This is a genomic window from Simiduia curdlanivorans (genome assembly GCF_030409605.1).
In the GTDB taxonomy this organism is placed as follows: Bacteria; Pseudomonadota; Gammaproteobacteria; order Pseudomonadales; family Cellvibrionaceae; genus Simiduia; species Simiduia curdlanivorans.
The window spans coordinates 1,323,421-1,345,000 of the sequence record NZ_JAUFQG010000004.1; the positions used below are offsets into that span (position 1 = coordinate 1,323,421).

General features: G+C 53.7%; 20 protein-coding genes (1 of these 20 cut by a window edge). 9 read left to right on the forward strand and 11 right to left on the reverse strand.

Annotated elements, in window-relative coordinates:
- Positions 1-3 precede the first annotated feature (3 nt).
- Positions 4-2,073 (forward strand): putative bifunctional diguanylate cyclase/phosphodiesterase, encoded by a 2,070-nt coding sequence (locus tag QWY82_RS06020; protein ID WP_290260654.1) that lies wholly within the window; start codon positions 4-6, stop codon positions 2,071-2,073.
- Between the two features lie 18 nt (positions 2,074-2,091).
- Here the strand turns inward: QWY82_RS06020 and QWY82_RS06025 are convergent, their stop codons facing one another.
- The gene (locus QWY82_RS06025; protein ID WP_290260655.1) at positions 2,092-3,081 is read right to left on the reverse strand and encodes an adenosine kinase; all 990 of its coding nucleotides are present in this window, start codon (positions 3,079-3,081) and stop codon (positions 2,092-2,094) included.
- Between the two features lie 124 nt (positions 3,082-3,205).
- Here QWY82_RS06025 and mrcB point away from each other — a divergent pair, with 124 nt between their 5' ends.
- The 4 genes from mrcB to QWY82_RS06045 all read left to right on the forward strand — a co-directional run bounded on the left by mrcB (position 3,206) and on the right by QWY82_RS06045 (position 8,920).
- Complete coding sequence (gene mrcB, locus QWY82_RS06030) at positions 3,206-5,926, forward strand: penicillin-binding protein 1B (RefSeq protein WP_290260657.1); 2,721 nt, start codon at positions 3,206-3,208, stop codon at positions 5,924-5,926.
- Positions 5,927-6,119: 193 nt separating this feature from the next.
- Positions 6,120-6,749 (forward strand): DUF1631 family protein, encoded by a 630-nt coding sequence (locus QWY82_RS06035; RefSeq protein ID WP_290260658.1) that lies wholly within the window; start codon positions 6,120-6,122, stop codon positions 6,747-6,749.
- A 139-nt stretch (positions 6,750-6,888) separates the two neighbouring features.
- Positions 6,889-8,580, forward strand: coding sequence for a DUF1631 family protein (locus QWY82_RS06040; protein WP_290260659.1), 1,692 nt, complete (start codon positions 6,889-6,891; stop codon positions 8,578-8,580).
- The gene (locus tag QWY82_RS06045; RefSeq protein WP_290260660.1) at positions 8,570-8,920 is read left to right on the forward strand and encodes a PilZ domain-containing protein; all 351 of its coding nucleotides are present in this window, start codon (positions 8,570-8,572) and stop codon (positions 8,918-8,920) included. The genes QWY82_RS06040 and QWY82_RS06045 overlap by 11 nt, the downstream gene beginning before the upstream one ends.
- Here the strand turns inward: QWY82_RS06045 and QWY82_RS06050 are convergent.
- From QWY82_RS06050 to QWY82_RS06080, 7 genes are all read right to left on the reverse strand, one after another.
- Positions 8,915-9,550, reverse strand: a complete 636-nt coding sequence (locus QWY82_RS06050; RefSeq protein ID WP_290260661.1) for a CPBP family intramembrane glutamic endopeptidase — start codon at positions 9,548-9,550, stop codon at positions 8,915-8,917. The two genes, QWY82_RS06045 and QWY82_RS06050, sit on opposite strands and share 6 nt — an antisense overlap.
- A 3-nt stretch (positions 9,551-9,553) precedes the next feature.
- Positions 9,554-10,834 (reverse strand): glutamate-1-semialdehyde 2,1-aminomutase, encoded by a 1,281-nt coding sequence (gene hemL, locus QWY82_RS06055; protein ID WP_290260662.1) that lies wholly within the window; start codon positions 10,832-10,834, stop codon positions 9,554-9,556.
- Entirely contained in the window at positions 10,831-11,475 is a 645-nt protein-coding gene (gene thiE / locus QWY82_RS06060; protein WP_290260663.1) for a thiamine phosphate synthase, read from the reverse strand. The genes hemL and thiE overlap by 4 nt, the downstream gene beginning before the upstream one ends.
- Before the next feature lie 38 nt (positions 11,476-11,513).
- Entirely contained in the window at positions 11,514-12,332 is an 819-nt protein-coding gene (locus QWY82_RS06065) for a bifunctional hydroxymethylpyrimidine kinase/phosphomethylpyrimidine kinase (RefSeq protein WP_290260664.1), read from the reverse strand.
- Positions 12,333-12,419: 87 nt separating this feature from the next.
- Positions 12,420-12,842, reverse strand: coding sequence for a protoporphyrinogen oxidase HemJ (gene hemJ, locus QWY82_RS06070; RefSeq protein ID WP_290260665.1), 423 nt, complete (start codon positions 12,840-12,842; stop codon positions 12,420-12,422).
- Between the two features lie 18 nt (positions 12,843-12,860).
- Complete coding sequence (locus QWY82_RS06075; protein ID WP_290260666.1) at positions 12,861-13,760, reverse strand: aldo/keto reductase; 900 nt, start codon at positions 13,758-13,760, stop codon at positions 12,861-12,863.
- Between the two features lie 42 nt (positions 13,761-13,802).
- The gene (locus tag QWY82_RS06080; RefSeq protein WP_290260667.1) at positions 13,803-15,554 is read right to left on the reverse strand and encodes a chloride channel protein; all 1,752 of its coding nucleotides are present in this window, start codon (positions 15,552-15,554) and stop codon (positions 13,803-13,805) included.
- A gap of 186 nt (positions 15,555-15,740) precedes the next feature.
- Here QWY82_RS06080 and argC point away from each other — a divergent pair, with 186 nt between their 5' ends.
- The 4 genes from argC (at position 15,741) to erpA (ending at position 18,429) form a co-directional block, all read left to right on the forward strand.
- A complete protein-coding gene (gene argC, locus QWY82_RS06085; RefSeq protein ID WP_290260668.1) occupies positions 15,741-16,781 on the forward strand; it encodes an N-acetyl-gamma-glutamyl-phosphate reductase in 1,041 nt (346 codons plus the stop codon).
- A gap of 33 nt (positions 16,782-16,814) precedes the next feature.
- Positions 16,815-17,561: a DUF6776 family protein gene (locus tag QWY82_RS06090; RefSeq protein WP_290260669.1), complete on the forward strand. Its 747-nt coding sequence runs from the start codon at positions 16,815-16,817 to the stop codon at positions 17,559-17,561.
- Positions 17,562-17,573: 12 nt separating this feature from the next.
- Positions 17,574-17,975 carry a bactofilin family protein gene (locus tag QWY82_RS06095; protein ID WP_290260670.1) on the forward strand — a complete coding sequence of 134 codons (402 nt, stop codon included), beginning with the start codon at positions 17,574-17,576 and terminating at the stop codon, positions 17,973-17,975.
- Between the two features lie 100 nt (positions 17,976-18,075).
- Entirely contained in the window at positions 18,076-18,429 is a 354-nt protein-coding gene (erpA, locus tag QWY82_RS06100; RefSeq protein ID WP_290260671.1) for an iron-sulfur cluster insertion protein ErpA, read from the forward strand.
- A 72-nt stretch (positions 18,430-18,501) separates the two neighbouring features.
- Here the strand turns inward: erpA and QWY82_RS06105 are convergent, their stop codons facing one another.
- The 3 genes from QWY82_RS06105 to QWY82_RS06115 all read right to left on the reverse strand — a co-directional run.
- Positions 18,502-19,404 carry a hypothetical protein gene (locus tag QWY82_RS06105; RefSeq protein WP_290260672.1) on the reverse strand — a complete coding sequence of 301 codons (903 nt, stop codon included), beginning with the start codon at positions 19,402-19,404 and terminating at the stop codon, positions 18,502-18,504.
- A 114-nt stretch (positions 19,405-19,518) separates the two neighbouring features.
- On the reverse strand, positions 19,519-20,619 hold the full coding sequence (locus tag QWY82_RS06110) for an anhydro-N-acetylmuramic acid kinase (protein ID WP_290260673.1): 1,101 nt from the start codon (positions 20,617-20,619) through the stop codon (positions 19,519-19,521).
- 5 nt (positions 20,620-20,624) lie between these two features.
- Positions 20,625-21,580, reverse strand: partial view of an OapA family protein gene (locus QWY82_RS06115; protein WP_290260674.1) — the 3' portion only. The gene runs 400 nt beyond the window's last position; 956 of the gene's 1,356 nt are visible here — the last part of the coding sequence; the start codon falls outside the window, past its right edge; its stop codon occupies positions 20,625-20,627.

Genomic DNA, 21,580 nt, shown 5'->3' on the forward strand with positions numbered 1-21,580 from the left:
TATTTGAAGCCCACGGCTATACCCCTTAATGACGAAGTGATTGGTGAGCATGAACTGCTCGCTCACTCGAGCGATTGCGTGTTGACGTTGGATCGGCGCGGTGCCTTAGTTGCCATTAACGCCGCAGGGCGAAAAATCTTCTCCGGTATTAAAAACCTGTCAGAGCCACTACTGGGTCGCTCGCTGCTGTCGTTATTAGGCCGGGAAGAGGGTGATAGACCTGAGCAAGCCTTTGCATCGCTGTTGGCGATGTTCTATCGGGAGGGCGGTGTGATGCTGCGTGGCACTAACGCCGCGGGCCAACCGCTGGCTTTGCAGTGGGTTGCCACAGCACCGCTCGGCGATGAGGTGACCTTGCTGCTAAAAGATGCGAGTTTGTCTCAACCCTTCCGCTCCGAGCTTGTAGCCTTAAAAGAGCAGTTCCAGGTAGCCCTGTTTTCAGTTACCGATGCGGTGATTGTCACCGACTCCGAGGGCCGCATAGAAACCTTGAACCCAACGGCGCGCAGTCTGTTAAAAGTATCGGCTCATAGCGCGGTTGGCGTCGAGCTGTGCCAGCTATTTACCTTGTTTGATGGCGACAGCCATCGGCCTCTACCCTGTCTCGTCACCGATGCTTTGCGCCGAGGCCGGCTGTGTAATTCCGCCGAAAACGCGTGTTTATTCGTTAGCGGCGAGGCGCCGGTGATGATTTCTGCAGTTGCATCGCCGTTTCGCAATAGCCAGCGCGATATCGCCGGTTGCGTTCTGGTGTTTAGGGATGCCAGTCAAAGCCGGCGTGTATCGGCGCGCATGAACTGGCAGGCCACCCACGACGGCTTGACCCAGCTCCCCAACCGGGAGCACTTTGAAGCCGAGTTGGCGCGCGAAGTCGCGCGCGCAAAAGTGGGCGCTGGCGGCCATGGGCTGCTGGTTATCGACATTTACCAGTTTCGCGTCATTAACGATACCTGCGGTCAGGGCGCGGGCGATGCACTGTTAGTGTGTTTGGCAGAGGCGTTTAGTAAATCCCTGAGAAGTCAGGATTTATTGGCCCGCATTGGTAGCGATGAGTTTGGTGTACTGCTGCGAGGCGCCACCTTGGCGGGTACTCAGCGGGTGGCAGAGTTATTGGTTCAGGCCGCTCAGCAATTGGATTTTAGCTGGCAGGGGCGAGCCATAAAGGTTGCGATTTGTGTCGGCGCTATGGCTATCGACATAGATACGGATGCCGAGGGGCAGGCGCTGGCCGCGGCTACCGCCGCCTGTGAGGCCGCCAAAGAAATTGGCCGCAATCGCATTCATTTACACAGCAATTTAAATTCGGCAACCGTTGAGCGGCGTCGAAACGAAATGCACTGGGTCTCGAAAATTACCGCAGCGCTGGCTGAAGATAGACTGGTGATGTATGTCCAGCCCGTGATCAGTGTCGCCACCCCTGGTGATGCGAACCATTTTGAAGTGCTGGTGAGAATGCGCGAAGGCGACAAGATTATTCCTCCTGGGCAGTTTTTACCGGCAGCTGAGCGCTATGGATTGATGGATGAAATAGATCGCACCGTGTTGTTGAAGGTTATCGACTTTATCGCGCAAACACCCGATAGCCCGCACAGTTTTGCAGTCAATATTTCCGGTACTACGATTAGCGATGATTCCTTTGCCAATTTTGTCTTAAGCGAGGTTGAAAACAGCGGCATCAATGCGAGCCGCCTGCACTTTGAAATTACCGAAACTGCGGCGGTGGGGAATTTGCGCGCGGCTTTGAAACTGATGAACAGTTTAAAAGCTTTGGGTTGCAAGTTTTATCTCGATGACTTTGGCAGCGGCCTGTCGTCTTTCGCTTACCTAAAAGGTTTGCCGGTGGATTATCTTAAAATTGACGGCAGTTTCGTGAAGGCCATGACCCCCGGCTCGATTGATTTCGCCATGGTCAGCAGCATTAATCATTTGGCCAAGGTTATGGGCCTAAAAACCGTTGCGGAATTTGTTGAAAATAGCGACGTATTGGCGCTGCTGGAAGAGATAGGTGTGGATTATGCGCAGGGTTATTACTTTGCCGAGCCAGCACCCATGCTGGCGTTGATCAAGTCATAACCCTGGCGCTATAGAGCCCTACAGCAGTGCGCGGTACTGGCTTGCCGTCAACCTCGGGCCGTATTGGCTGACCACTTGCGCGGCCGCTTTATTGGCCAAGTCGCCGGCTTTTTCAAAGGACCAGTTCTGACTCAAGCCAAACAAAAACGCACCGGCAAACATGTCGCCAGCACCGTTGGTGTCTATGGCCTTAGCCGGATGCCCAGCCACCTTTATGTCTTTTTCGCCGTCGAACAGCAGCGCGCCCTCGGCGCCGAGGGTAATGGCAAAGGCGCGCGCGTATTGTTTGAGTGCCTGCGTTGCGGCGGCAATCGTGTTGGTTTCGGTAAAGCCCAGGGCTTCTTCAAGATTGCAAAACAGTAAATCGACTTTTTCGCCGATCATGTCGGCTAGCCCGGCCCGGAAAAATTTCACCATGGCTGGGTCGCTTAAGCTAAGGGCTGTTTTCACGCCGGCCTGTTCGGCCGTTTGCCGCGCATGAATGGCCGCGGGTCTACCGGTTTCAGAGGTGACGAGGTAGCCTTCAATATAGACGTAGCGCGCCTGTTTTAGCGCCTCGATATCGATGTCTTCGGTGCTTAATTTTTCGCTCGCACCCAGAAAGGTGTTCATGGTGCGCTCGGCGTCGGGGGTAATTATCACCAAGCATTTGCCGCTGACGCCCTCGGGCAGTTGGGTGTTGGCACCTTGCGGAATATGCACGCCGGCATCTTTCATGTCGCGCAAATAGAAGTGGCCATTATCGTCGTCGGCGACGCGGCAGGCGTAGGCGCAGGCTGCGCCTAAGTAGCTGGCGCCAATGATGGTGTTTGCCGCCGAGCCGCCGCTGGCGCGGGCTGCGCCCAAAAGGTGCTCGCCCATGGCTGCCAAGAGTTCGTTTTGGCGAGCCTCGTCCACTAGGGTCATGACGCCCTTCTCTATGCCCCAATCTTGCAATTGTTGATCGCTGGCTTGGATTTCAGTGTCGACCAAGGCGGCGCCAATGCCGTAAATATCAAAATGTGTCATGTACAGGCTCTGTCCAAAAAACCGCCATTATCCTAGGCCAATGCCGCGAAGTCTAATGCTGATCTTTTGCGCCTCACTGGTTACACTGCGCAATCATTTAGGTCCTATAGATTTATTCCTGCACATGGCGAAGAAAGCAACGCGCAAAAAAAGACCTGCGGCCAAGGCTGGCCGACGCTGGTGGCCATGGATTCGCAATTTCACACTGCTCGCGGCGGTGCTCGGGTTAGTGGCACTGGTGATCATCGATCGCCAAGTTCGGCTTAAATTTGAAGGCAAGAAATGGGCGCTGCCGGCGCGCGTTTATGCCCAACCCTTGGAGCTATACGACCAAGCGAGAATGTCACCCGAGCTGCTGGAAGCGCAATTGAAGCGTTTAGGTTATCAGCCGGTGGTAAAAATTTCTGGCTCGGGTCAGTTTGAACGGGTTCAGCAAGGCGGAGTGGCGAATTATGTTATCGCGACCCGGGGCTTTGATTTTTGGGATCGCAAAGAGGCTGCAGAGATTTGGCAATTGCGCTTGCGCCATGGCCGGGTTGATTTTCTCAAGCCGCAATCTGGCCCAGACGATGTCATGCGCCTAGAGCCGGAGCAAATTGGCGGCATTTTTCCCGCGCACTTAGAAGACCGCGAACTGGTTAAGCTAGCCGATATTCCACCCTTGCTGGGCGAAACGCTGATAGCCGTAGAAGATAAGCACTTTCTCGATCACCAAGGCATTTCCTTTCGCGCCATTGCCCGCGCGCTGGTGGCCAATATCCAAGCCGGTGGCGTCGCGCAAGGCGGCAGCACCTTAACCCAGCAATTGGTGAAAAATTTTTATTTGACCAATGAGCGAAGCCTCACACGCAAGGGCTTAGAGGCGGTGATGGCGCTGCTGTTGGAGCTGCACTACAGCAAGGCCGAAATTTTGGAAACTTACCTCAATGAGGTTTACCTCGGTCAGCAGGGGGCGAAATCTATCAATGGTTTTGCCTTGGCGTCGCTGCATTATTTTCGCAAACCCCTTGCCGAGTTGGGCACAGACCAAATCGCACTGCTGGTCGGGCTGGTGAAAGGCGCTTCCTACTACAACCCTTGGCGCTCGCCCGAGCGGGCTAAGGCGCGTCGAGATTTGGTGCTGGGTGTGATGCGCGACACGGGTCTGATCAGCGCCCAACAATACCAGCACAATGTGGCGCGGCCACTGCGCATCAGCAAGCAAAACAGCGAGCCGGTGACCCGCTATGCCAATTTTCTCGATCTTGTAAAGCGCCAATTGAAACGCGATTACGACAGCGCCGATTTGCAGTCCGAGGGCTTGAGGATTTTTACCACTCTCGATGTTCGCGTGCAAAGCCAAGTGGAGCAGCAGCTGGCCAATCAGCTCAAGCGTATTGAAGCGGATTATAAATTAGCGGCTAACGGCCTGCAGGGGGCGGCGATTGTGGTGCAGGTTGGCACTGCGGAAGTACTGGCTCTGGCCGGCGATCGCAAGCCCTCGGTTGCTGGATTCAACCGCGCACTCGATGCCCATCGCCAGATTGGCTCGCTGGCCAAACCGGCGGTTTTTCTGGCGGCGCTATCGCAGCCACAGAGCTATCAATTGTCGACCTTGATCAGCGATTCGCCGGTGCGTGTAGCGGGCCCGGATGGCGAATGGGCGCCGCGCAATTACTCGCATCAAAGTCACGGCGAAGTGCCCCTAGTTGAAGCCCTAGCGCACTCCTACAATCAGGCCACCGCGCGTTTAGGCATGCAGCTTGGCTTGAGTCGAGTGGCGAGCGCGCTAAGCCAATTGGGCGGTGCTGCTGAGGTGCCGCGGGTGCCGGCTATGTTGCTCGGCGCCGTCAACATGACGCCCATTGATGTGGCCGAGCAATACCATACCTTGGCCGCAGACGGCTTTTATTCGCCGCTGCGCGCTATCCGCGATGTCACCACCCGCGAAGGTAAACCGTTAAACCGCTACGCCTTGGCGGTAGAGCCACGTTTTTCGCCGGCTGCGGTCTATCAGTTGCAATACGGCCTGCGCGCGGTGATGCGCGAGGGTACGGGCAAGGGTGCCTATCAATACTTGCCGGCGGAGCTGGATGTGGCGGGTAAAACCGGTACGACCAACGATCAGCGCGACAGTTGGTTTGCCGGTTTTAGTGCCGACCACGTGGCAGTTGCTTGGGTCGGTCGGGACGACAACGGCACCACGCCTCTGACCGGTGCCACGGGCGCGCTACCCATTTGGGCTAATATTATGGCCAATATCGACACCCAGAGCTTGAATGCGCCGGCGCCGGAGGGGATAGCTTTCCACTGGGTCGATGGTCCATCCGGGCGCGCCAGCGCCGAGAATTGTCAGCATGCCCGCTGGGTTCCCTTCAGTGCCGGCAGGGAGCCGGAAGGCCGGGCCCCCTGCGCCTATGTTGAGAACCCGATAAAATTTTTGGTGGAAAAACCTATGGCAGTAATCGTTAACGCCCGTGTCTTGAGAATTTTGCTTGCTCTCCTGCCGGTGCTTTTGGTGGGTTGCGCTAGCCAGATAGAGGCGCCTAAGCCAGATAAAGCCGATACAGCCACACCGGCGAGCTCCAGCTCTGAAGTCCCGACCCGTTCAGAGGCGCTATTGCGCTTGATCGGCCAAGCACAAGCGGCTTACCAAGCCGGTAGTTATCAGCGCACTATTGATCTAGCCGAGCGCGGCTTGCGTATGGATCGCTACGCACCGGAACTCTACCTGCTACTGGCGCAAGGTTATTATGGCTTGGATTTGCCCGCGCAGGCGGTGAGTTTTGCCCGGCTCGGGCTGCGCTACGTGAGCGCTCGACCGGAGCTGAAGCCCGCGCTGCAAGCGCTGGCCGAGCCAGACTGAGGCCTAGGCGTTGGTCTGCCTGAGTGATAACATGGACAAACGTGCAGTTTTAGTGACCCACGTTAAGTAGAATAATCACAACATTTGGCAGCAGCGAAGTCATAGCGATGTGTAAGTGTTGGTCGAGCCGATTCTTGACTACACTTGGCCTATGGGCTGCTAAGCATGGACGTCATCCACAAGAAAACATCTTATGACCGTATCGGGTAAATCAACCACAACTGGCAAGTCAACCACTACCACATCGGCAGAGGCCAGCGTTATTGAACGCTTGAAGGCCTGCCAAAAAATCGTTGTCGAAGCGAGCAAAAATCAGCTCGTGGAATTCATGAAGCAATTCTCAGAAGCGTTGAATGGTTTGGTCAGCGAAGCAAAAACTGATCAAGAGCGTTCGAAAGCAAATGAAATTTTGCGTGAATTCAACGAAAAGCAGGAAGTGTTAGAGCGCTATTTTTGCGGCTATTTGGGTGAGGGGTTTATTAAGTTTAAAAATAAAACCCTAAGCACCGAAACCGGTGAGGAAAAATACAATGGCGACATGCTGTCTCTGGTCGAAAATGCCGACTTGGAAGAAACTATCGCTATAGCCTCTATTACTCGACGCGCCGACGCGCAAGTATCTGAGGCCATGTGGGCGCTAAATCAACGCTTTGCCATGCTCAACGGCGGCGACAAAGTTGAAGACAAAGGTAACCCCATAAGCCCCGTGCAGTTTTGTGAGTCGTTGCGCAAGGCACTGCGCAAGCTGGAGCTAAATACCAAAGCAAAAATTCTCGCCTACAAGCAATTTGATTTACATTTTATTCCCGTCTCGTGGATTTGATGGGTGAGGTGAACAGTTATTTTATTGATTCCGGCGTGCTACCGAATTTGCGCTATGCCCCGGTGCCACAAATGCAAGCGCTGGCGGTTCGGTCGGTGCCGGCGCCGCGCCTGCGGATTATGAGGAATCCTTTGATGGCGTGGCCGATGAAGCCATAGCGCAAAGCTTAGCGCCTGAGGTAACAGGGCAACCGGTAGCGCCAAATATGGGGCGCATCCCAGGCTTTACCTCGCCCGTGTCCCATGGCCCGGCGCAAGCGCCAGACCCAAGCTTACCGACCCAACAATATCAGGCTGGCTTAGTGGGGGCCATTCGCGGCCTGCAAAATCAATTGGGCGTGCCACACCATGGCGCCCCTCAAGGCTATGCGCAACAACCAATGCAGGGTGTTCCGATGCAGGGCGCTCCTTCGCAGGGCGCGAGCCCGATGCAAGGCCAAGCCACGCAGGGTGCAGCGGTGCGTCAGGCAGTAGTTTATTCAAACCATCAACTAGTCAGTGCGCTACAAAATTTACAGACGCAGGCCACCGCGGTTACCCGGCAGTTTATGCATGCCGACGACGGCGCCGTCGCACCTATGCAACCCGCTATGATTGCTCAGGTTGAGCGCGACCTGACGCAAAAGTTGCGCGAGCAAAGCGAAGATGGTGAAGTGGATGGCAAGGACATGCACACCATTGATTTGGTGGGCATGCTGTTTGAATACATGCTCTCCGATGACAACCTGCCCGATTCAGTTAAAGCGCTGTTGAGTTATTTGCATACGCCGTTTTTAAAGTTGGCATTTATCGACAAAGATTTTTTTGAAGAGACCGAGCATCCGGCGCGCTTGCTGTTAAACAATATGGCCGAGGCGGGTACACAGTGGGTATCAAATGACGGTAGCTCGCAATACGAAATCTACCCGAAAATTAAAGCCATTGTTTCGCGCGTCTTGGAAGAGTTTAAAAACGATGTGCGGCTGTTCGCCGAGTTGCTCTTAGAGTTTAGTTCTTACACCAAGAAAATTGCCCGTCGACAAGAATTGATGGAACGCCGCGCCACTGAAAAAGTGCAAGGCGAAGAAAAACTGCGCGAAGTTAAAATTCGCGTTAACCAAGAGATTCGGGCCCGCACCGACGGCTTGGAATTACCCTCGGCGGTGTTGTTATTATTGCTGCAGCCTTGGTCTGATTACTTGGCCTTTGTCCTGCTTCGCTACGGTGATGAGTCGGAAAGTTGGACTCGTGCACTCACGGCCGTTGACGACATTTTGTGGAGTATTTTGCCGAAGGAAGCCAGCACCGATCGCGCGCGGCAAATGGATTTGCACGACAGCTTGCTGGATGTCATTGAAACCGGTTTTGAAACCATTGGCTACGATCAAGCCAAGGGCAAGAAGTTGATTGAAGCCTTAGTTTCTCTGCAAAAAATGGCGCTGCAAAGTAAGCGCGTTGAAGCCGCCCCCGCGCCGATGCGCGACAAGCTGGAAACCATGGCGGCAGAAAAGGCCGGTCATACAGATTTCGGCAAGGATAAAGCCACGCCGGAAGAAGAGCGTATGGTAGAGAACTTGAAGATGATCGAATTCGGCACCTGGTTTGAACTCGAGGGCGGCAAGCGTCTGAAGGTGGCTTGGTATAACTCCAAAACCCTGCATTACATGCTGGTCGATCAGATGGGTAAAAAGGTTGCTATGAAGTCGGGCTTAGAGTTGGCGCGCGAAATGCTGAGTGGCGCCGCCAAGGTTATTGCTGGCTCGACTAAACCTTTCTTTGAGCGCGCCTTGGAAAATATTTTTCATAGTCTAAATTCGAAAGCTGCTGAGGGCGACACAGCGAATGCAGAATAATAAGCGGCATCTCACTCGGCATGAACTGAATGCCAGCATTGATGTCTGGGATGCTCAGTCCGATGAGCATCTTGGCCGCTTAGCCAATATTCACGCCCAAGGGCTGATGTTGTTATCCGATTCAGCGCTGGTGGAAGAAAAGCTTTATTCACTGCGACTTACCTTGCCGCAAAGCCTGGTGGATACGGGTGAGCTTATGCTGGCTGTAGATTGTCTCTGGGTCAAATCGTCCGAGGTCGAGGATGAGTCGCGGCACTGGGCCGGCTGTCAAATCATCGACGTGTCTAATGAAGGCTTGGCGGTGATCGAATTAATTCTTAGCCGATTGCGCCGCTCATAACCGGCCGCTGTCGATATACTGCCCCAAGCCAAAACTGAATAGCCATAAGCCCCAAATACTGTGTTCGATAACACAGGCCAATGTTGAGCGACTCTTTGCATAGGTAAAGGCAAAGAGTAAGCCGCCGCCGAATGCCACCCCGACCGCTATCCAATTGCCATAAATAACGTGTGCCCAGGCGAAAAAAATGGCTGAGAGCCAAGCCCTGGTTCTTTTTTTTGGGATGATTTTTTTGTAGCGATGGAAAAAAAAGGTGCGGTATATAAGCTCTTGTGGAATCACTGAGCAGAGCGGGTAAACGACGAGCAGCACTAACCAGCGCTCGGTTTCTTGTGTTGGCAAGTGAAACCAGCGGGTATCGGAAAAACTGAAGAATAAAATACCGCTTACACATAAGCCCGCAATAAATGCTGGTCGCCTGCGCCACAAAGCCTTGCTTAGGTTGGCACCATTAACCAGCCGAAAGCGTTTAAAACCCGGGTCTTGTAAAATCAACCACAGGCACAGCACCGCGATGGCGATTAAGGTTGGTAGTAGAAAAGTGTGTAGATAATGTTGCGCGCCAAGCCCCGCTAGCGGGACTAGCGCAAATAGCACCAACATCTCCAGCCAGCGAGCTTTGAACTTCACCGTTTAAAGGCTCGCAAAAACGCGTTTGGCAGCCTCTATGGTCGCGTCGATGTCAGCATCCGTGTGCGCTGCCGACATAAAGCCAGCCTCGTAGGAGGCGGGCGCGAGATAAATGCCCTCAGCTAACATGCCATGGTAGAAGCGATTAAAGCGATCGTTGTCACAGGCCATGACCTGGGCAAAATTTTCGACTTTCTTTTCCTTGGTAAAGAAAAAGCCGAACATGGTGCCCACGTGATTGGTGGTGAAGGGAATGTTAGCGGCGTCAGCCGCCGCTTGCAGGCCGGTTACCAAAGCGCTTGTGCGCTCGACAATGGGCGGGTAAAAATTGGGCTTAGAGATGAGCTCCAAATTTTTTATTCCGGCCGCCATGGCGACGGGGTTACCCGATAGGGTGCCAGCTTGGTAAACCGGCCCTAAAGGTGCAATTTTTTCCATCACTTCGCGCCGGCCGCCGAAAGCGCCTACCGGCATACCACCCCCGATGACTTTGCCCAGCGTGATTAAATCACCGGTGACGCCATAGTGGCCCTGTGCCCCTGTGTGACTGACTCGAAAGCCGGTCATCACTTCGTCCATAATTAACAACGCGCCAGACTCATCGCAAACTTGACGCAGACTCTCCAGAAAACCAGTTACTGGTGGTACACAATTCATGTTGCCGGCCACCGGCTCGACAATAATACAGGCAATTTGATGACCCATTTCGGCAAAGACTTTTTTGAGCCCGGCAATGTCGTTGTAGGTAAGTGTTAGCGTGTGGTCGGCCAGTGCCGCTGGCACGCCTGGGGAACTGGGTACTCCCATGGTGAGCGCGCCCGAGCCGGCTTTCACCAGTAGTGAGTCTGAGTGACCGTGGTAACAGCCTTCAAATTTGACGATCTTGTCGCGCCCGGTGAAACCGCGAGCGAGACGAATGGCGCTCATGGTGGCCTCGGTGCCAGAGTTGACGAAGCGCACCAGATCCATGCCTGGCACTAGGGCGCAGACTTTTTCAGCCAGCTCGGTTTCCAGCGCCGTGGGGGCGCCGAAACTCAAGCCAGATTTTGCCCGCTCGATCACGGCTTCCAATACCTCTGGGTGCGCGTGGCCCAAAATCATGGGGCCCCATGATTGCACATAGTCGATATAGCGTTTTCCATCGGCGTCGATCAGGTAAGCACCCTTGGCGCTTTCAAAAAAAATCGGCGTACCGCCTACGGCGCGAAACGCGCGCACGGGAGAATTAACGCCGCCTGGAATAACTTTTTGGGCTTGTTGAAAGAGTGATTCGGAGCGGCTCATGGCGATATCCCGTGTTCAGTTGATAGTTCAAATAAGCGGCAAAATTGCCGCGCAGTTTGTTCGATGTTGGCTTGCTCAAACAGTGCGCCGCAGATGGCGATCATGTGGGCGCCGGCGCTAATAACTTGCCGGGCATTATCCAGATTAATGCCGCCTATGGCCACCAGGGGTTTATCGAACTGAGTGCGCGCTCGGGTGAGCACGTTGAGTTCGGCGGCTATGGCCGTGGGCTTAGTGTTGGAACTAAAAAAGCGACCGAAGGCGAGGTAGTCGGCGCCGCCCGCGTTGGCTGCCTGGGCTAGCGCTAGGCTGCCGTGACAGGTGATGCCGATGATTGACTTTGGCCCGAGTAAGCGGCGGGCTTGCGCCAGCGGCGTATCGCTTTGACCCAAGTGGACGCCATCGGCAGTCACTGTCGCTGCGAGTTCTAGATTATCGTTGATAAAAAGCTTGCCGTCGTAGTCATCGCATAATTGGCGCAAAAGCGAGGCGCGCCTTAGCTGATCTCGAGGCGAGGAGATTTTGTCGCGATATTGTAACAACCTACAGCCGCCTGCTAGGGCGGCCTTGCATTGTTTCAGCAGGGTTTTGGTATCGCCTTCAGGGGTAATGGCATAGAGACCCGTTAATTCATGGCGCAATAGTCGATCCGTTAAAACGATCAAAGCCGCAAATTATATCAGTGCTTGTAGGATTTTTTTTGCGCTTTTTCGGTGGCCCAAAAAAGTCGATTCGGCACTAGCTTGCCCATGCCAACTCGGCGTGCGTGTTGTACCGATTGCCAAGCAAATTGCTGCGCTTGATGGCAGGCATCGGTGAGCAGGCAGCCATGCGCTAAATAAGCGGCCGCGGCCGTAGCCAGTGTGGCACTCGCGCCCATGATACCTTCGAGCTTGTTGCCCGAGCCTTGTAGCTCAAACTCTTTGTGCTCGGTGTGTGGTAGGTAGAGCTTGTTGACACTGGCCTGTCGGCTCTGCCGGCAGCGGGATACAAGCAGTGACTTACAGCCAAAATCCAGCAGTAATTGCGCTTTCGCATCGGTGGTGTCGCCGCCGGGCGCGAGCTGCTGTAAATCGCTTTGCCGCGCGCACAGCAGGGTGGTTTGTGGCAGCAGCAAGGTCTGTAGGGCCTGCAGAATACCGTGCCGATGTACGCCGGCGGATTGAGCACTGGCATCGATAACCACTTTGATCTGGGGATAGTCGAGCAGGATACTGTGTATCGCTTCGCAATGGCTGACACTGCTTAACTCGCCAATTTTTATTGCGGTGACTGGCATGTCTTCGAGCAGTGCCCGCGCTTGCTCGATGATCAGCGCCGCGTCTACCGCCTGCAGCTCTTTAATCTCGCGAGTATCTCTCGCAGCAAGTGCCGTAATAACGGTAGCGGCGTGGCAGCCAAGGCTAACGGCTGTCTCAATATCGGCGCTCTGGCCGCCGCAACCGGTGGGGTCGTGTGGGCTGAAGGTGAGAATGACGGGGGTTTCAGGTGAATCCATCGGCCTAACTCAGTTATTCTGGCATCTTTTGAGTCTAACACAGCCTTCAAAAGTTGCCTGAATAACTGAGCTTAGTGCTAGGGCCTTTTAGAACGGCTTCACAACAACCAGAATCACAATGGGCACCAATAAGAACACCGGCGCCTCGTTAAAAACCCTGAAAAATTTATGGCTTTTTTGGCACCTTTCTTCGCGCAGTTGCAGCATGTAGTGCCGACAGGCGAAGTGATAAGCCACACACAATAATACCAAGGTTAACTTCGCGTGCATCCAGCCGGCACTTAAATAATAGCTGGGGTTGAAATGCAGTAAACCTAAGCCCAATACCAGAGTCACCAACATGCTGGGCCAGGCGATGACAGAGTAAAGCTTGGCCTCCATCAGTTTGAATCTATCGCGGCTGACTTGATCTTCACTTAAGCTGTGATAGATAAATAAACGCGGCAAATAGAACAGGGCGGCAAACCAGCAGATGACCGCGATGATATGAAACGCTTTTAGCCAAAGCATGGAGCTTCTCCAAGTTGATTAAGGTAGTTCGCCGCCAGCAGCTTCCCAGATGTTGTACCACTGATCCCGTGACAGTGTGACGTTAAGGCTGTCGCTTGCGGCCTTAATGCGTGCCAGAGATTGGCTGCCGACAATGGGCATTATGTGCGCGGGGTGTTTTAGCAGCCACGCCAGCGCGATTTGATCAATACTTGCCGCACCGATATCGGTAGCGGTTTGCTCGAGTGCTTGGCGCACCTGTCTTGCTTGGGCGTCGTTGCCGCTAAACAACCGGCCACCGGCGAGGGCGCTCCAGGCCATAGGCGCGCGCTTGAGTTGCTGAGCTTGATCTAAGCTGCCATCGTGAAAACTAGCGTGGTGCAGCACCGAAACTTCTATTTGGTTTGTTACCAAGGGCAAGCTGAGCCGGCTCTGCACTAAATTAAATTCACTGACACTGAAATTTGACACCCCGAAGGCGCCCACTTTACCGGATGTTTTTAAGTGCTCGAAGGCCCGCGCTATGTCATCGGCATCCATAAGCGGGTCGGGGCGATGAATGAGCAATAGATCGAGAAACTCAGTGTTTAGATATTTTAGACTTTGCTCGGCGCTGGCGACGATATGGGCGTAGGTCGTGTCGTAGTTTTTACGCCCATGGTGCGGCCTTTGCGGGCTTACCAGTTGGATGCCACACTTGCTAATGAGCTGAATTTTTTGCCGAAGGTCCGGTCTATTTTTTAAGGCTTTGCCGAAGCTCGCTTCGCACAAATAGTCACCATAAATATCGGCGTGATCGTGGCTGGTAATGCCTAACGCTAAACATTCTTCTAGGCGCTGTTCGATGGCCTTGGTATCCATATCCCAAGACATGAGTCGCCACCAGCCGTAAACAATGCGCGAGAGGTGTAGTTGTTCCGTTAAAGCGACCTGTTGCATGGAATCTCCGTGTCTATTGATAAGTTATGAATGGCGTTCAATTTAAAGTTGATAATGGCTGGTGATGGCATGCTTGGTCACAATACCGGTTGCCGATGAAAGCAGTGGCGCGCCGCTACGGTTCACATAGAGTGCGTCTGCACCGGTTTGTTGCAGTAATAATTGTGCTTCGTATAAATTGGCGCGCGAATGAATGGGCGTTAGTTGCAAGCGTTTCGCGGGAATTTTGAGTAGATCGACCTTGCGCTCCAGCGACAGCTCTTCGATAGGCGCCTGTTCTAGATAGTGCGCGACATCGGCCGGTTTAATCAAAAACTTTTTACCTTCAATTTCATCGATCAGTAGCCAGTTGGTTTGACGCTCTAATAGCTTGCGCAGTTCGTCGTAATATTTGCGTCTATCGCAATTGATAAAATCTCGATCCATGACGCTTTCAATTCCTACGCGCGATAAAATTTGGCTGGCCATGCCTCTTTGTACAGTCTTGCCTTGCGCCGCTAACACTTCTTGAAATAAACCGTTGTTGCTAATTAGCAGGCGACTGGTAATGCAGGCGATCACAATCATAAGCATGCTGGGGAAAATAATGCTTGGGCTAGCGCTTAATTCTAACATTGCCAGTAGCGCCGCCAGTGGTGCATTCAATACCGCCGCCATCATGCCGCCCATGCCGAGCAGCACGTAAAATGCCGGTTGCGAGGCGAGTTCTGGATAAATAGCGTTGGCGATGATGCCGAGCACGCTGCCAATACAGGCGCCAATAAACAGTGTTGGGCCAATAGATCCACCGGGAACACCCAGGCCGAATACAATACCGGTGATGGTCATCTTCGTAAAAATAATGATTAACAGGGTGTTAATGGCGAAGCTCCCCTGCATCGCCTTATCGACCGTATCGTAGCCAATGCCCATGATGTCGGGCACGAAATAGGCCGCGCCGCCGGTGACTAAACCCGCGATAAAAAGGCGCAACGCGACGGGGTATTTTTGTAGCGGTACAATTTTGACAATGATTTGGACAAAGGCTGAGGCAAAAAAAGCGATCACTAATCCGCCAAAGGCGATGTAGGGCAGCTCCCATAAACTGTTCATCTGAATAGCGGGGATGCGAAATGCAATTTCCTGACCAAAAAATATTTGGCTTAACATGGCACCCGAAACCGAGGCCAGAATAACGGGTAAAAAACCGATGATGGTGTATTCCATCAGCACCACTTCCATGGCGAAAATAACGCCGGCTAAGGGGGTGTTGAAGGAGGCGGAAATCGCCGCTGCCACGCCGCAGGCAACGAGTGTGCGCATGCTGTTGTTGGGCAGCCTAAACCAGCGGCCGATGATGCTGGCACTGGCCGCGCCCATGTGTACGGCGGGGCCTTCCCGGCCCACAGACTGACCGGAGGCGAGACAGATTAAACCACCGAAAAATTGCGCCCATAGGTTGCGCGAAGACATGTGGCCTTGATGTGAGTGCAGTCGATCGAGCACGTGTGTGACGCCGACAGCGCGGTAGCGCGATTGCAACAGGTGGAACATAATCGCGAGAATTGTGCCGCCTATGACCGGCAGCGCAACATGCCAGAAGCTGTCTAGGCTTTCAAAGTCATCGTTGCCGTGCGGCAGCAGCCAGGCTAAGGGTTCGTCGATGGCGATGCGGAATAAAATAATGACCCCTGCAGCGGCCAAACCACTCAACAAGCCTAACAGCGTGAGTTGTGGCAACGCATCCGAATAGGCTAAGCGCAAGCGAAAATTGTCGAGCCAATTTTGAATGAGAGCAATAGTTCTGCGCGACATGAGGTTCCAGTGTTACCCAGTGGCTGGTTAATATTCACACAGCACGGCTAAGCTTAGGCCAAAAAGCCTAATCAGCAGCATGGCCTATACTGCGCAATGGGCAGTTTGGTGAAAACAATCTTTCGATTTGATTAAGCAGCACATATTATACGAGATTCAACTGACAAGGTGAGGCGGTAATTCATTGTGATTAAAGTAGGCATAGTCGGCGGTACCGGTTATACGGGCGTAGAGCTCCTGCGTTTGTTGGCCAATCACCCGAAAGCGGAAGTAAAGATTATTACCTCGCGCGCCGAGGAAAATGTACCCGTCGCGCAATTATTCCCCAACCTTCGCGGTCATTACGATTTAGCCTTTAGCGCACCAGATGCCGATGCCCTAGGTGAGTGCGATGTGGTTTTTTTCGCCACGCCGCACGGGGTGGCGCAAGCGATGATGCCGGAGTTGATGAGCAGAGGCACGCGCGTGGTCGACCTATCCGCTGACTTCCGCATTAAAGATGCGGCACTGTGGAGTAAATGGTATGGCAAGGAGCACGGTTGCCCCCAGCTGATTGGCGAGGCGGTTTATGGCTTGCCAGAGGTTAACCGGCATCTAATCGCCGATGCCCAGTTGGTGGCTTGCCCCGGCTGCTACCCCACGGCGACGCAGCTGGGTTTTATCCCGCTATTGGAAAATAATTTGGTTGACCCCTCGCGCTTAATTGCCAATGCGGCGAGTGGCACCAGTGGTGCGGGGCGCCAGGCCAGTATTGATGCTTTGCTATCTGAGTCTTCCGATAGTTTTAAAGCCTATGCTGCCGCTGGTCATCGCCATCTGCCAGAAATAGAGCAGGGCTTGAGATCGGTACTTAGCAAAGACGCTGGGCCGTTAAGTTTGACGTTTGTGCCGCATCTTTTGCCCATTGTGCGCGGTATTCACGCAACACTCTATGCAACTTTGCGCGGCAAGGCGGGCGACTTACAGGCGCTGTACGAAGAGCGCTATGCTAATGAGCCCTTTGTCGATGTCATGCCGGCCGGCAGCCACCCGCAAACGCGGAGCGTCAAATCCTCCAATATGTGCCGCATTGCCGTATGCCAACCGCAGCAGCGTGATACGGTAGTGGTGATGTCAGTCATTGACAATCTCACTAAGGGCGCCTCGGGTCAGGCCATACAGAACATGAATATCATGTTTGGCTTTGATGAAACTCTGGGGCTTAACAGTCCAGCCTTGCTGCCCTAAAAAGGTTGGCGCAACTCTGTAAGGGAGGTATTGATGTCCTCAGTTAAGGGCAGTAAACAGTATCGTTTGGAAGTGAAACCCTATCGGCCTGTGTATCGGTTTTTGATACGGTTAACCGTGTTGCTGCTGGTTGCAGGTTTCGTTTATGCCGCGCATTGGTACGGTAAAACCCAGGCCTTGAGTTATCAGGAGCAGGCACTGGAAGAGCGCGACCAATTCGAGGCCGCACTACAAGAGCGACAAATCGAAGCGGAAACTTTGCGCCAAGAGGTTGCGAACTTGCGCTTGGGTTCAAAAGTGGATCAGGCGGCGAGCGAAGATGTGCGCAATGAAGTCATCGCACTGAAAGCAAAAATTGCGGAATTGGAAGAGGATATCGGTTTCTATCGCGGTTTGATGTCGCCCTCGGCCGAGAGTAAAGGCTTGACCATTGGCTCGCTGAATGTGATTTCAACCGGTGTTGCTCGGCACTTTAATTACAAGCTAGTGCTGCAGCAGTTAACCTCCAATCATCAGCTGTTGACGGGCTCTGTGACCTTTACCATTGTGGGGCGGCAGGGTGAATTGCCCATGCGCTTAGCGCTGAAGGACGTGTCTTCGAGCGTCAACGATATCAATATTCGGTTAGGGTTTAAGTACTTTCAAAATGTTGAGGGAGAACTAGTGTTGCCCGAAGGATTCGAGCCTAACAGTATCGAAATTGTTGCTAAGGTCCGTGGTAGTTCGTCCGCCGCGATTGAAAAGAAATTTGGCTGGCTGGCCGAAGCGCCAGCAAACTAACAGGGTTATTTTATGAGTCTGACAGGCGGAACGACGCTTATCTCCAAGTCCACTGAGATTATCGGTGATGTTCACTTTAGCGGTAGCCTAGAAATTGAAGGCGTGGTCAAAGGCAATATTATTGCCGACGGCAAGGGTGAGGCGAAGGTGAATGTACGGGAAAAAGGCCGGGTGGAAGGCGATATCACCGCACCACTGGTGATGATTAATGGCAAGGTGAAGGGTAATGTTCACTCCAATAAGCACATCGAGCTGGCCGCCAAAGCGGTGGTTGAGGGCAATGTTCACTACCATATGATCGAGATGGTGAAAGGCTCGCAGGTCAATGGCAGTCTCGTTTACGGCACTGTCGAGCCGGTTCAAGAGAGTAAGCCTAGGGTGTCATCTGAGACGAAAACCGTGGGCTTAAGCTAGTTTAAGCACATTACAATAGTTGACTAAATTACTGGGGTAATTGGATAATGGCCTCCCGTTTGGCAACTATATGTGCGTGCTGCGGTTAGCAGGAGAAGTTATGTCGGCCCCAGAAGTGTTTATCCCCCAAGCTCTAAATGTCACTAGCGGCGCAGCGGCCAAGGTGGCGAGCCTTATCGAAGAGGAGGGAAACGCTGAATTGAAGTTGCGCGTGTATGTTACCGGTGGTGGCTGCTCGGGCTTTCAATATGGCTTTGCCTTTGAAGAGCTGTTGTCTGAAGACGACACGATCGTCGAAAAGGACGGCATTAAAGTCGTGGTGGATGCCATGAGTTACCCCTATTTGGTGGGATCTCAGGTGGACTATGAAGAGGGTCTGCAAGGGTCTCGATTCGTGGTGCAGAACCCGAATGCGTCGAGTACCTGTGGTTGTGGTTCAAGCTTTTCGATCTAGTTTTCACCGCCATTTCGGTTGCCAATAAAAAAGGGAGCTCAAGCTCCCTTTTTATTGGCAAGCTAACTCAGTTTAATTCAGCAAGCTTGTCCTAAAAACGTGCAAGGCAGCTTTACTGTTAACGTCGTAAATCAAGGTGAAGTCTTGATCCGCTTTGTCTTTCGGGACACTTACCCAAAAGGTGTCGTTGTAAATTTTAAAGCCCCACATGCCCGCTTCCAGTTTTAGGGTAACTTTGAAAAGCTTGCCGCCTATGTAATCCAGTGATTCAGTGGCGCGGCCGCGATTGTGGTTTAGCTTGACGTTATTAAGCGGTGCAGTGCCTGCAGGTTTGGCTTGCAGTGCGCTGAGGGTTTGCTTGGCAAAGGCGGCGTCGGCGGCACTCTCTTCCGTGGGTGTTGGCCAAGTAGCAGGTTGTGTGATCACCGGTGCTGTTGTTTGCGCTTGCACTACCGGCGCCGGCAAGGCGGTGGGCTTGGCTGGCGTGGTTGCAACAGCAGCCGGTACCGCCTTGGATTTGCGTTGACTTTCGGCAATTCTAGCTTCTTCGATTGTGATTTCGGCAAGGCGCTTATTCAATTCAATTTCGTGCGCTTGGATACTGGCCAGTTCTTCTTTAGCGCTATCCAATCGCTCTTGCATGCGCTCAGTTTTCGCCTCAGTGCGGTTATAGCGTATGGAAGCATGGGTGGCTGCGCGCGCAGTGCTGTCGCCGGGGTTTTCTTCCGCTTTACCAATAGCTTCCGATAACTTCGCCTCTTGTTTCACGAGAGCCGCATCAGCGGCGGCGACATCTTCCTTCGCGCGCTCAATCCGATCGCGCAAGTATTCGGTTCGCTCTTTGTGTTGAGCTAAAGTGGCGTTGATGGTCTTGCGCTCTTTTGCTAAAGCATCGAGGGATTGGCTGAAAGCCTGCTGGGCGACGAGGCAAAAAAGGGCGAAAATCAGTGCTGTGGTAGGGCGTAATAGGCGCATAAAATAAAGTATTCTGGCTCGTGGTTGAAATCGGGTGCGAATTATACGCGATAAAAATGTACGTTATTTGATCATTTGTGACTTGTTGGTCATAGGTGTTTTAACGTCAGCCGTTTAATAGTAGACCGCGCCGAGAATTGCGGGGCGCTTTGCGCCGGTGACTGAGCACAAGTTGCCGGGTCTTCGGGCGAGCGTTTCGCGGGCCAGCCAAGCGAAGGCCATGGCTTCCATCCACTGTGCGTCGATGCCGGCTGTATTTGAAGTTTCAACTTGCCAGCTCGGTAATTGGCGTTTGATGGCATGCATGAGGGTGTCGTTTTTCGAGCCGCCACCGCAGATATATAGCTCTTGGCCAGGTAGTGCCATGCAGGCGTCGCTGATCACTCTGGCGGTAAACTCGCACAAAGTTGCCTGCACATCTGCCTGGCTGACACTAGGTAGGGTATCCAGTTTGCGTTTGAGCCAAGTGAGGTTAAAGGCTTCTCTGCCGGTACTTTTGGGCGCTGCTTGGCTGAGGAATGGATGCTGGAGAAGTTCGGTTAAAAGGCCAAGATGCAGCGTGCCAGAGGCGGCCCAGCTGCCGTCGGTATCAAATGGCTTGGCTTGGTGTTCTTGTATCCAGCTGTCCATCAGCACGTTGCCAGGCCCTAAGTCGTAGCCGTTTGGGCTGCCTGTGCTGGGTAGCCAGGTGAGGTTGCTCATGCCGCCGATATTGACTACAACGCGGTTACAGCGCTCGCTTTGCAGAGCCCAGTGGTGAAACGCGGGTGCGAGCGGTGCGCCCTGGCCGCCTGCCGCCATGTCGCGCCGGCGAAAATCGGCCACAGTGGTGATACCGGTTTTTTCAGCGATGAGATTGGCATCGCCAATTTGCAAGGTGAAACCATTGGTATCAATAGAGGGCGGGCGGTGGCGCACGGTTTGACCGTGGCTGCCAATAGCTGAGACTTGATGTGCGGGTATCTCGTGTTGCTTGAGTAGCGCCAAAGCGCAATCTGCGAAGGCAAGGCCGAGCTGAGCGTCGAGTGCCCCTAGTTGCTCTAGCGAGCAGGTGGCGCTGTCAGCTAGGTTGTGGATGCCGGTTTGCAGTGCCCTGCTGAACGGTTGGTTAAGGGCGCCAATAAGAGTCGCCTTGTTATTCTCAAAGGTCACTAAGGCAGCATCAATACCGTCAGCGCTCGTGCCGGACATGAGTCCGACGAATAACTCCCTCATGCCTGCTAGTTATCGAGCTGGGCGACTTGCGAGCTGCGTTGAAAGTTCTCAAGTGCGGCAAGTGCGGTAGCGGTTTGTGCGTGAAACCTTGGCAGCTCTGCACGCGCAATGGCATTGGCCTTCGGTAGGGCGACGGTTACTGGGTTTCTAACCGCGCCGTTGACATAAAATTCGTAGTGCAGGTGTGGTCCGGTGGCGAGCCCGGTTGAGCCCACATAGCCGATCACCTGCCCCTGCCTCACCCGCGAGCCGGCGCGCACGCCTTTGGCGAACTTGCTCAAGTGCGCATACAAGGTGCGATAGGTTTGGCCGTGTTGCAGAATGACGGCGTTACCGTAGCCGCCCTTGCGGCTGGCGTGTATGACCTTGCCGTCGCCAGTGGCGCGAATGGGGGTGCCGGTACTGGCTGCGTAATCAGTGCCTTTGTGGGCGCGGATGCTGTGTAGCACGGGGTGCTTACGCTTTAGGTTGAAGTGCGAGCTGATGCGGGCGAAGTCTAAGGGGGAGCGCAAAAACTCTTTGCGCATGCTGTCGCCCTCGGGAGTAAAGAAATGCGAATCGCCGTTTTCATTGGTGTAGCGCACGGCTTTGAAGGTCTTGCCCTGGTTGGTAAATTCGGCGGCTAAAATGGCGCCGTTATCTAACTTCTCGCCGTCGAGGAAGCGCTCTTGGTAGACCAAACTGAAGCTATCGCCCTCTCTGATATCTAAGGCAAAGTCCACGTCCCAGCCGAAAATATTGGCCAGCTCCATGATGAGGCTAGGCTCCATCCCTGCCTCTTGGCCGGCCAGGAACAGGGAACTCTTAATTTCGGCTTTTCTAAAAGCGGTGATCACGTCCGGTTGCTTCTCGACAACCTGATCGCTGAAACCGGATTCGGTGCGCCGGTAAAGCTCGTGGGTTAGTGGGCTGGTAACGTAACGAAGTTGATCTAATTTGCCGTTGGGGTCGAGTTGGAAAC

Coding starts and splice junctions, on each gene's coding strand:
- QWY82_RS06025 (WP_290260655.1), bottom strand. CDS start 3,081: ATGACACATTTTGATATTTACGGCATTGGCGCCGCCTTGGTCGACACT.
- mrcB (WP_290260657.1), top strand. CDS start 3,206: ATGGCGAAGAAAGCAACGCGCAAAAAAAGACCTGCGGCCAAGGCTGGC.
- QWY82_RS06035 (WP_290260658.1), top strand. CDS start 6,120: ATGACCGTATCGGGTAAATCAACCACAACTGGCAAGTCAACCACTACC.
- QWY82_RS06045 (WP_290260660.1), top strand. CDS start 8,570: ATGCAGAATAATAAGCGGCATCTCACTCGGCATGAACTGAATGCCAGC.
- hemL (WP_290260662.1), bottom strand. CDS start 10,834: ATGAGCCGCTCCGAATCACTCTTTCAACAAGCCCAAAAAGTTATTCCA.
- QWY82_RS06065 (WP_290260664.1), bottom strand. CDS start 12,332: ATGGATTCACCTGAAACCCCCGTCATTCTCACCTTCAGCCCACACGAC.
- hemJ (WP_290260665.1), bottom strand. CDS start 12,842: ATGCTTTGGCTAAAAGCGTTTCATATCATCGCGGTCATCTGCTGGTTT.
- QWY82_RS06075 (WP_290260666.1), bottom strand. CDS start 13,760: ATGCAACAGGTCGCTTTAACGGAACAACTACACCTCTCGCGCATTGTT.
- QWY82_RS06080 (WP_290260667.1), bottom strand. CDS start 15,554: ATGTCGCGCAGAACTATTGCTCTCATTCAAAATTGGCTCGACAATTTT.
- QWY82_RS06090 (WP_290260669.1), top strand. CDS start 16,815: ATGTCCTCAGTTAAGGGCAGTAAACAGTATCGTTTGGAAGTGAAACCC.
- QWY82_RS06095 (WP_290260670.1), top strand. CDS start 17,574: ATGAGTCTGACAGGCGGAACGACGCTTATCTCCAAGTCCACTGAGATT.
- erpA (WP_290260671.1), top strand. CDS start 18,076: ATGTCGGCCCCAGAAGTGTTTATCCCCCAAGCTCTAAATGTCACTAGC.
- QWY82_RS06105 (WP_290260672.1), bottom strand. CDS start 19,404: ATGCGCCTATTACGCCCTACCACAGCACTGATTTTCGCCCTTTTTTGC.
- QWY82_RS06110 (WP_290260673.1), bottom strand. CDS start 20,619: ATGAGGGAGTTATTCGTCGGACTCATGTCCGGCACGAGCGCTGACGGT.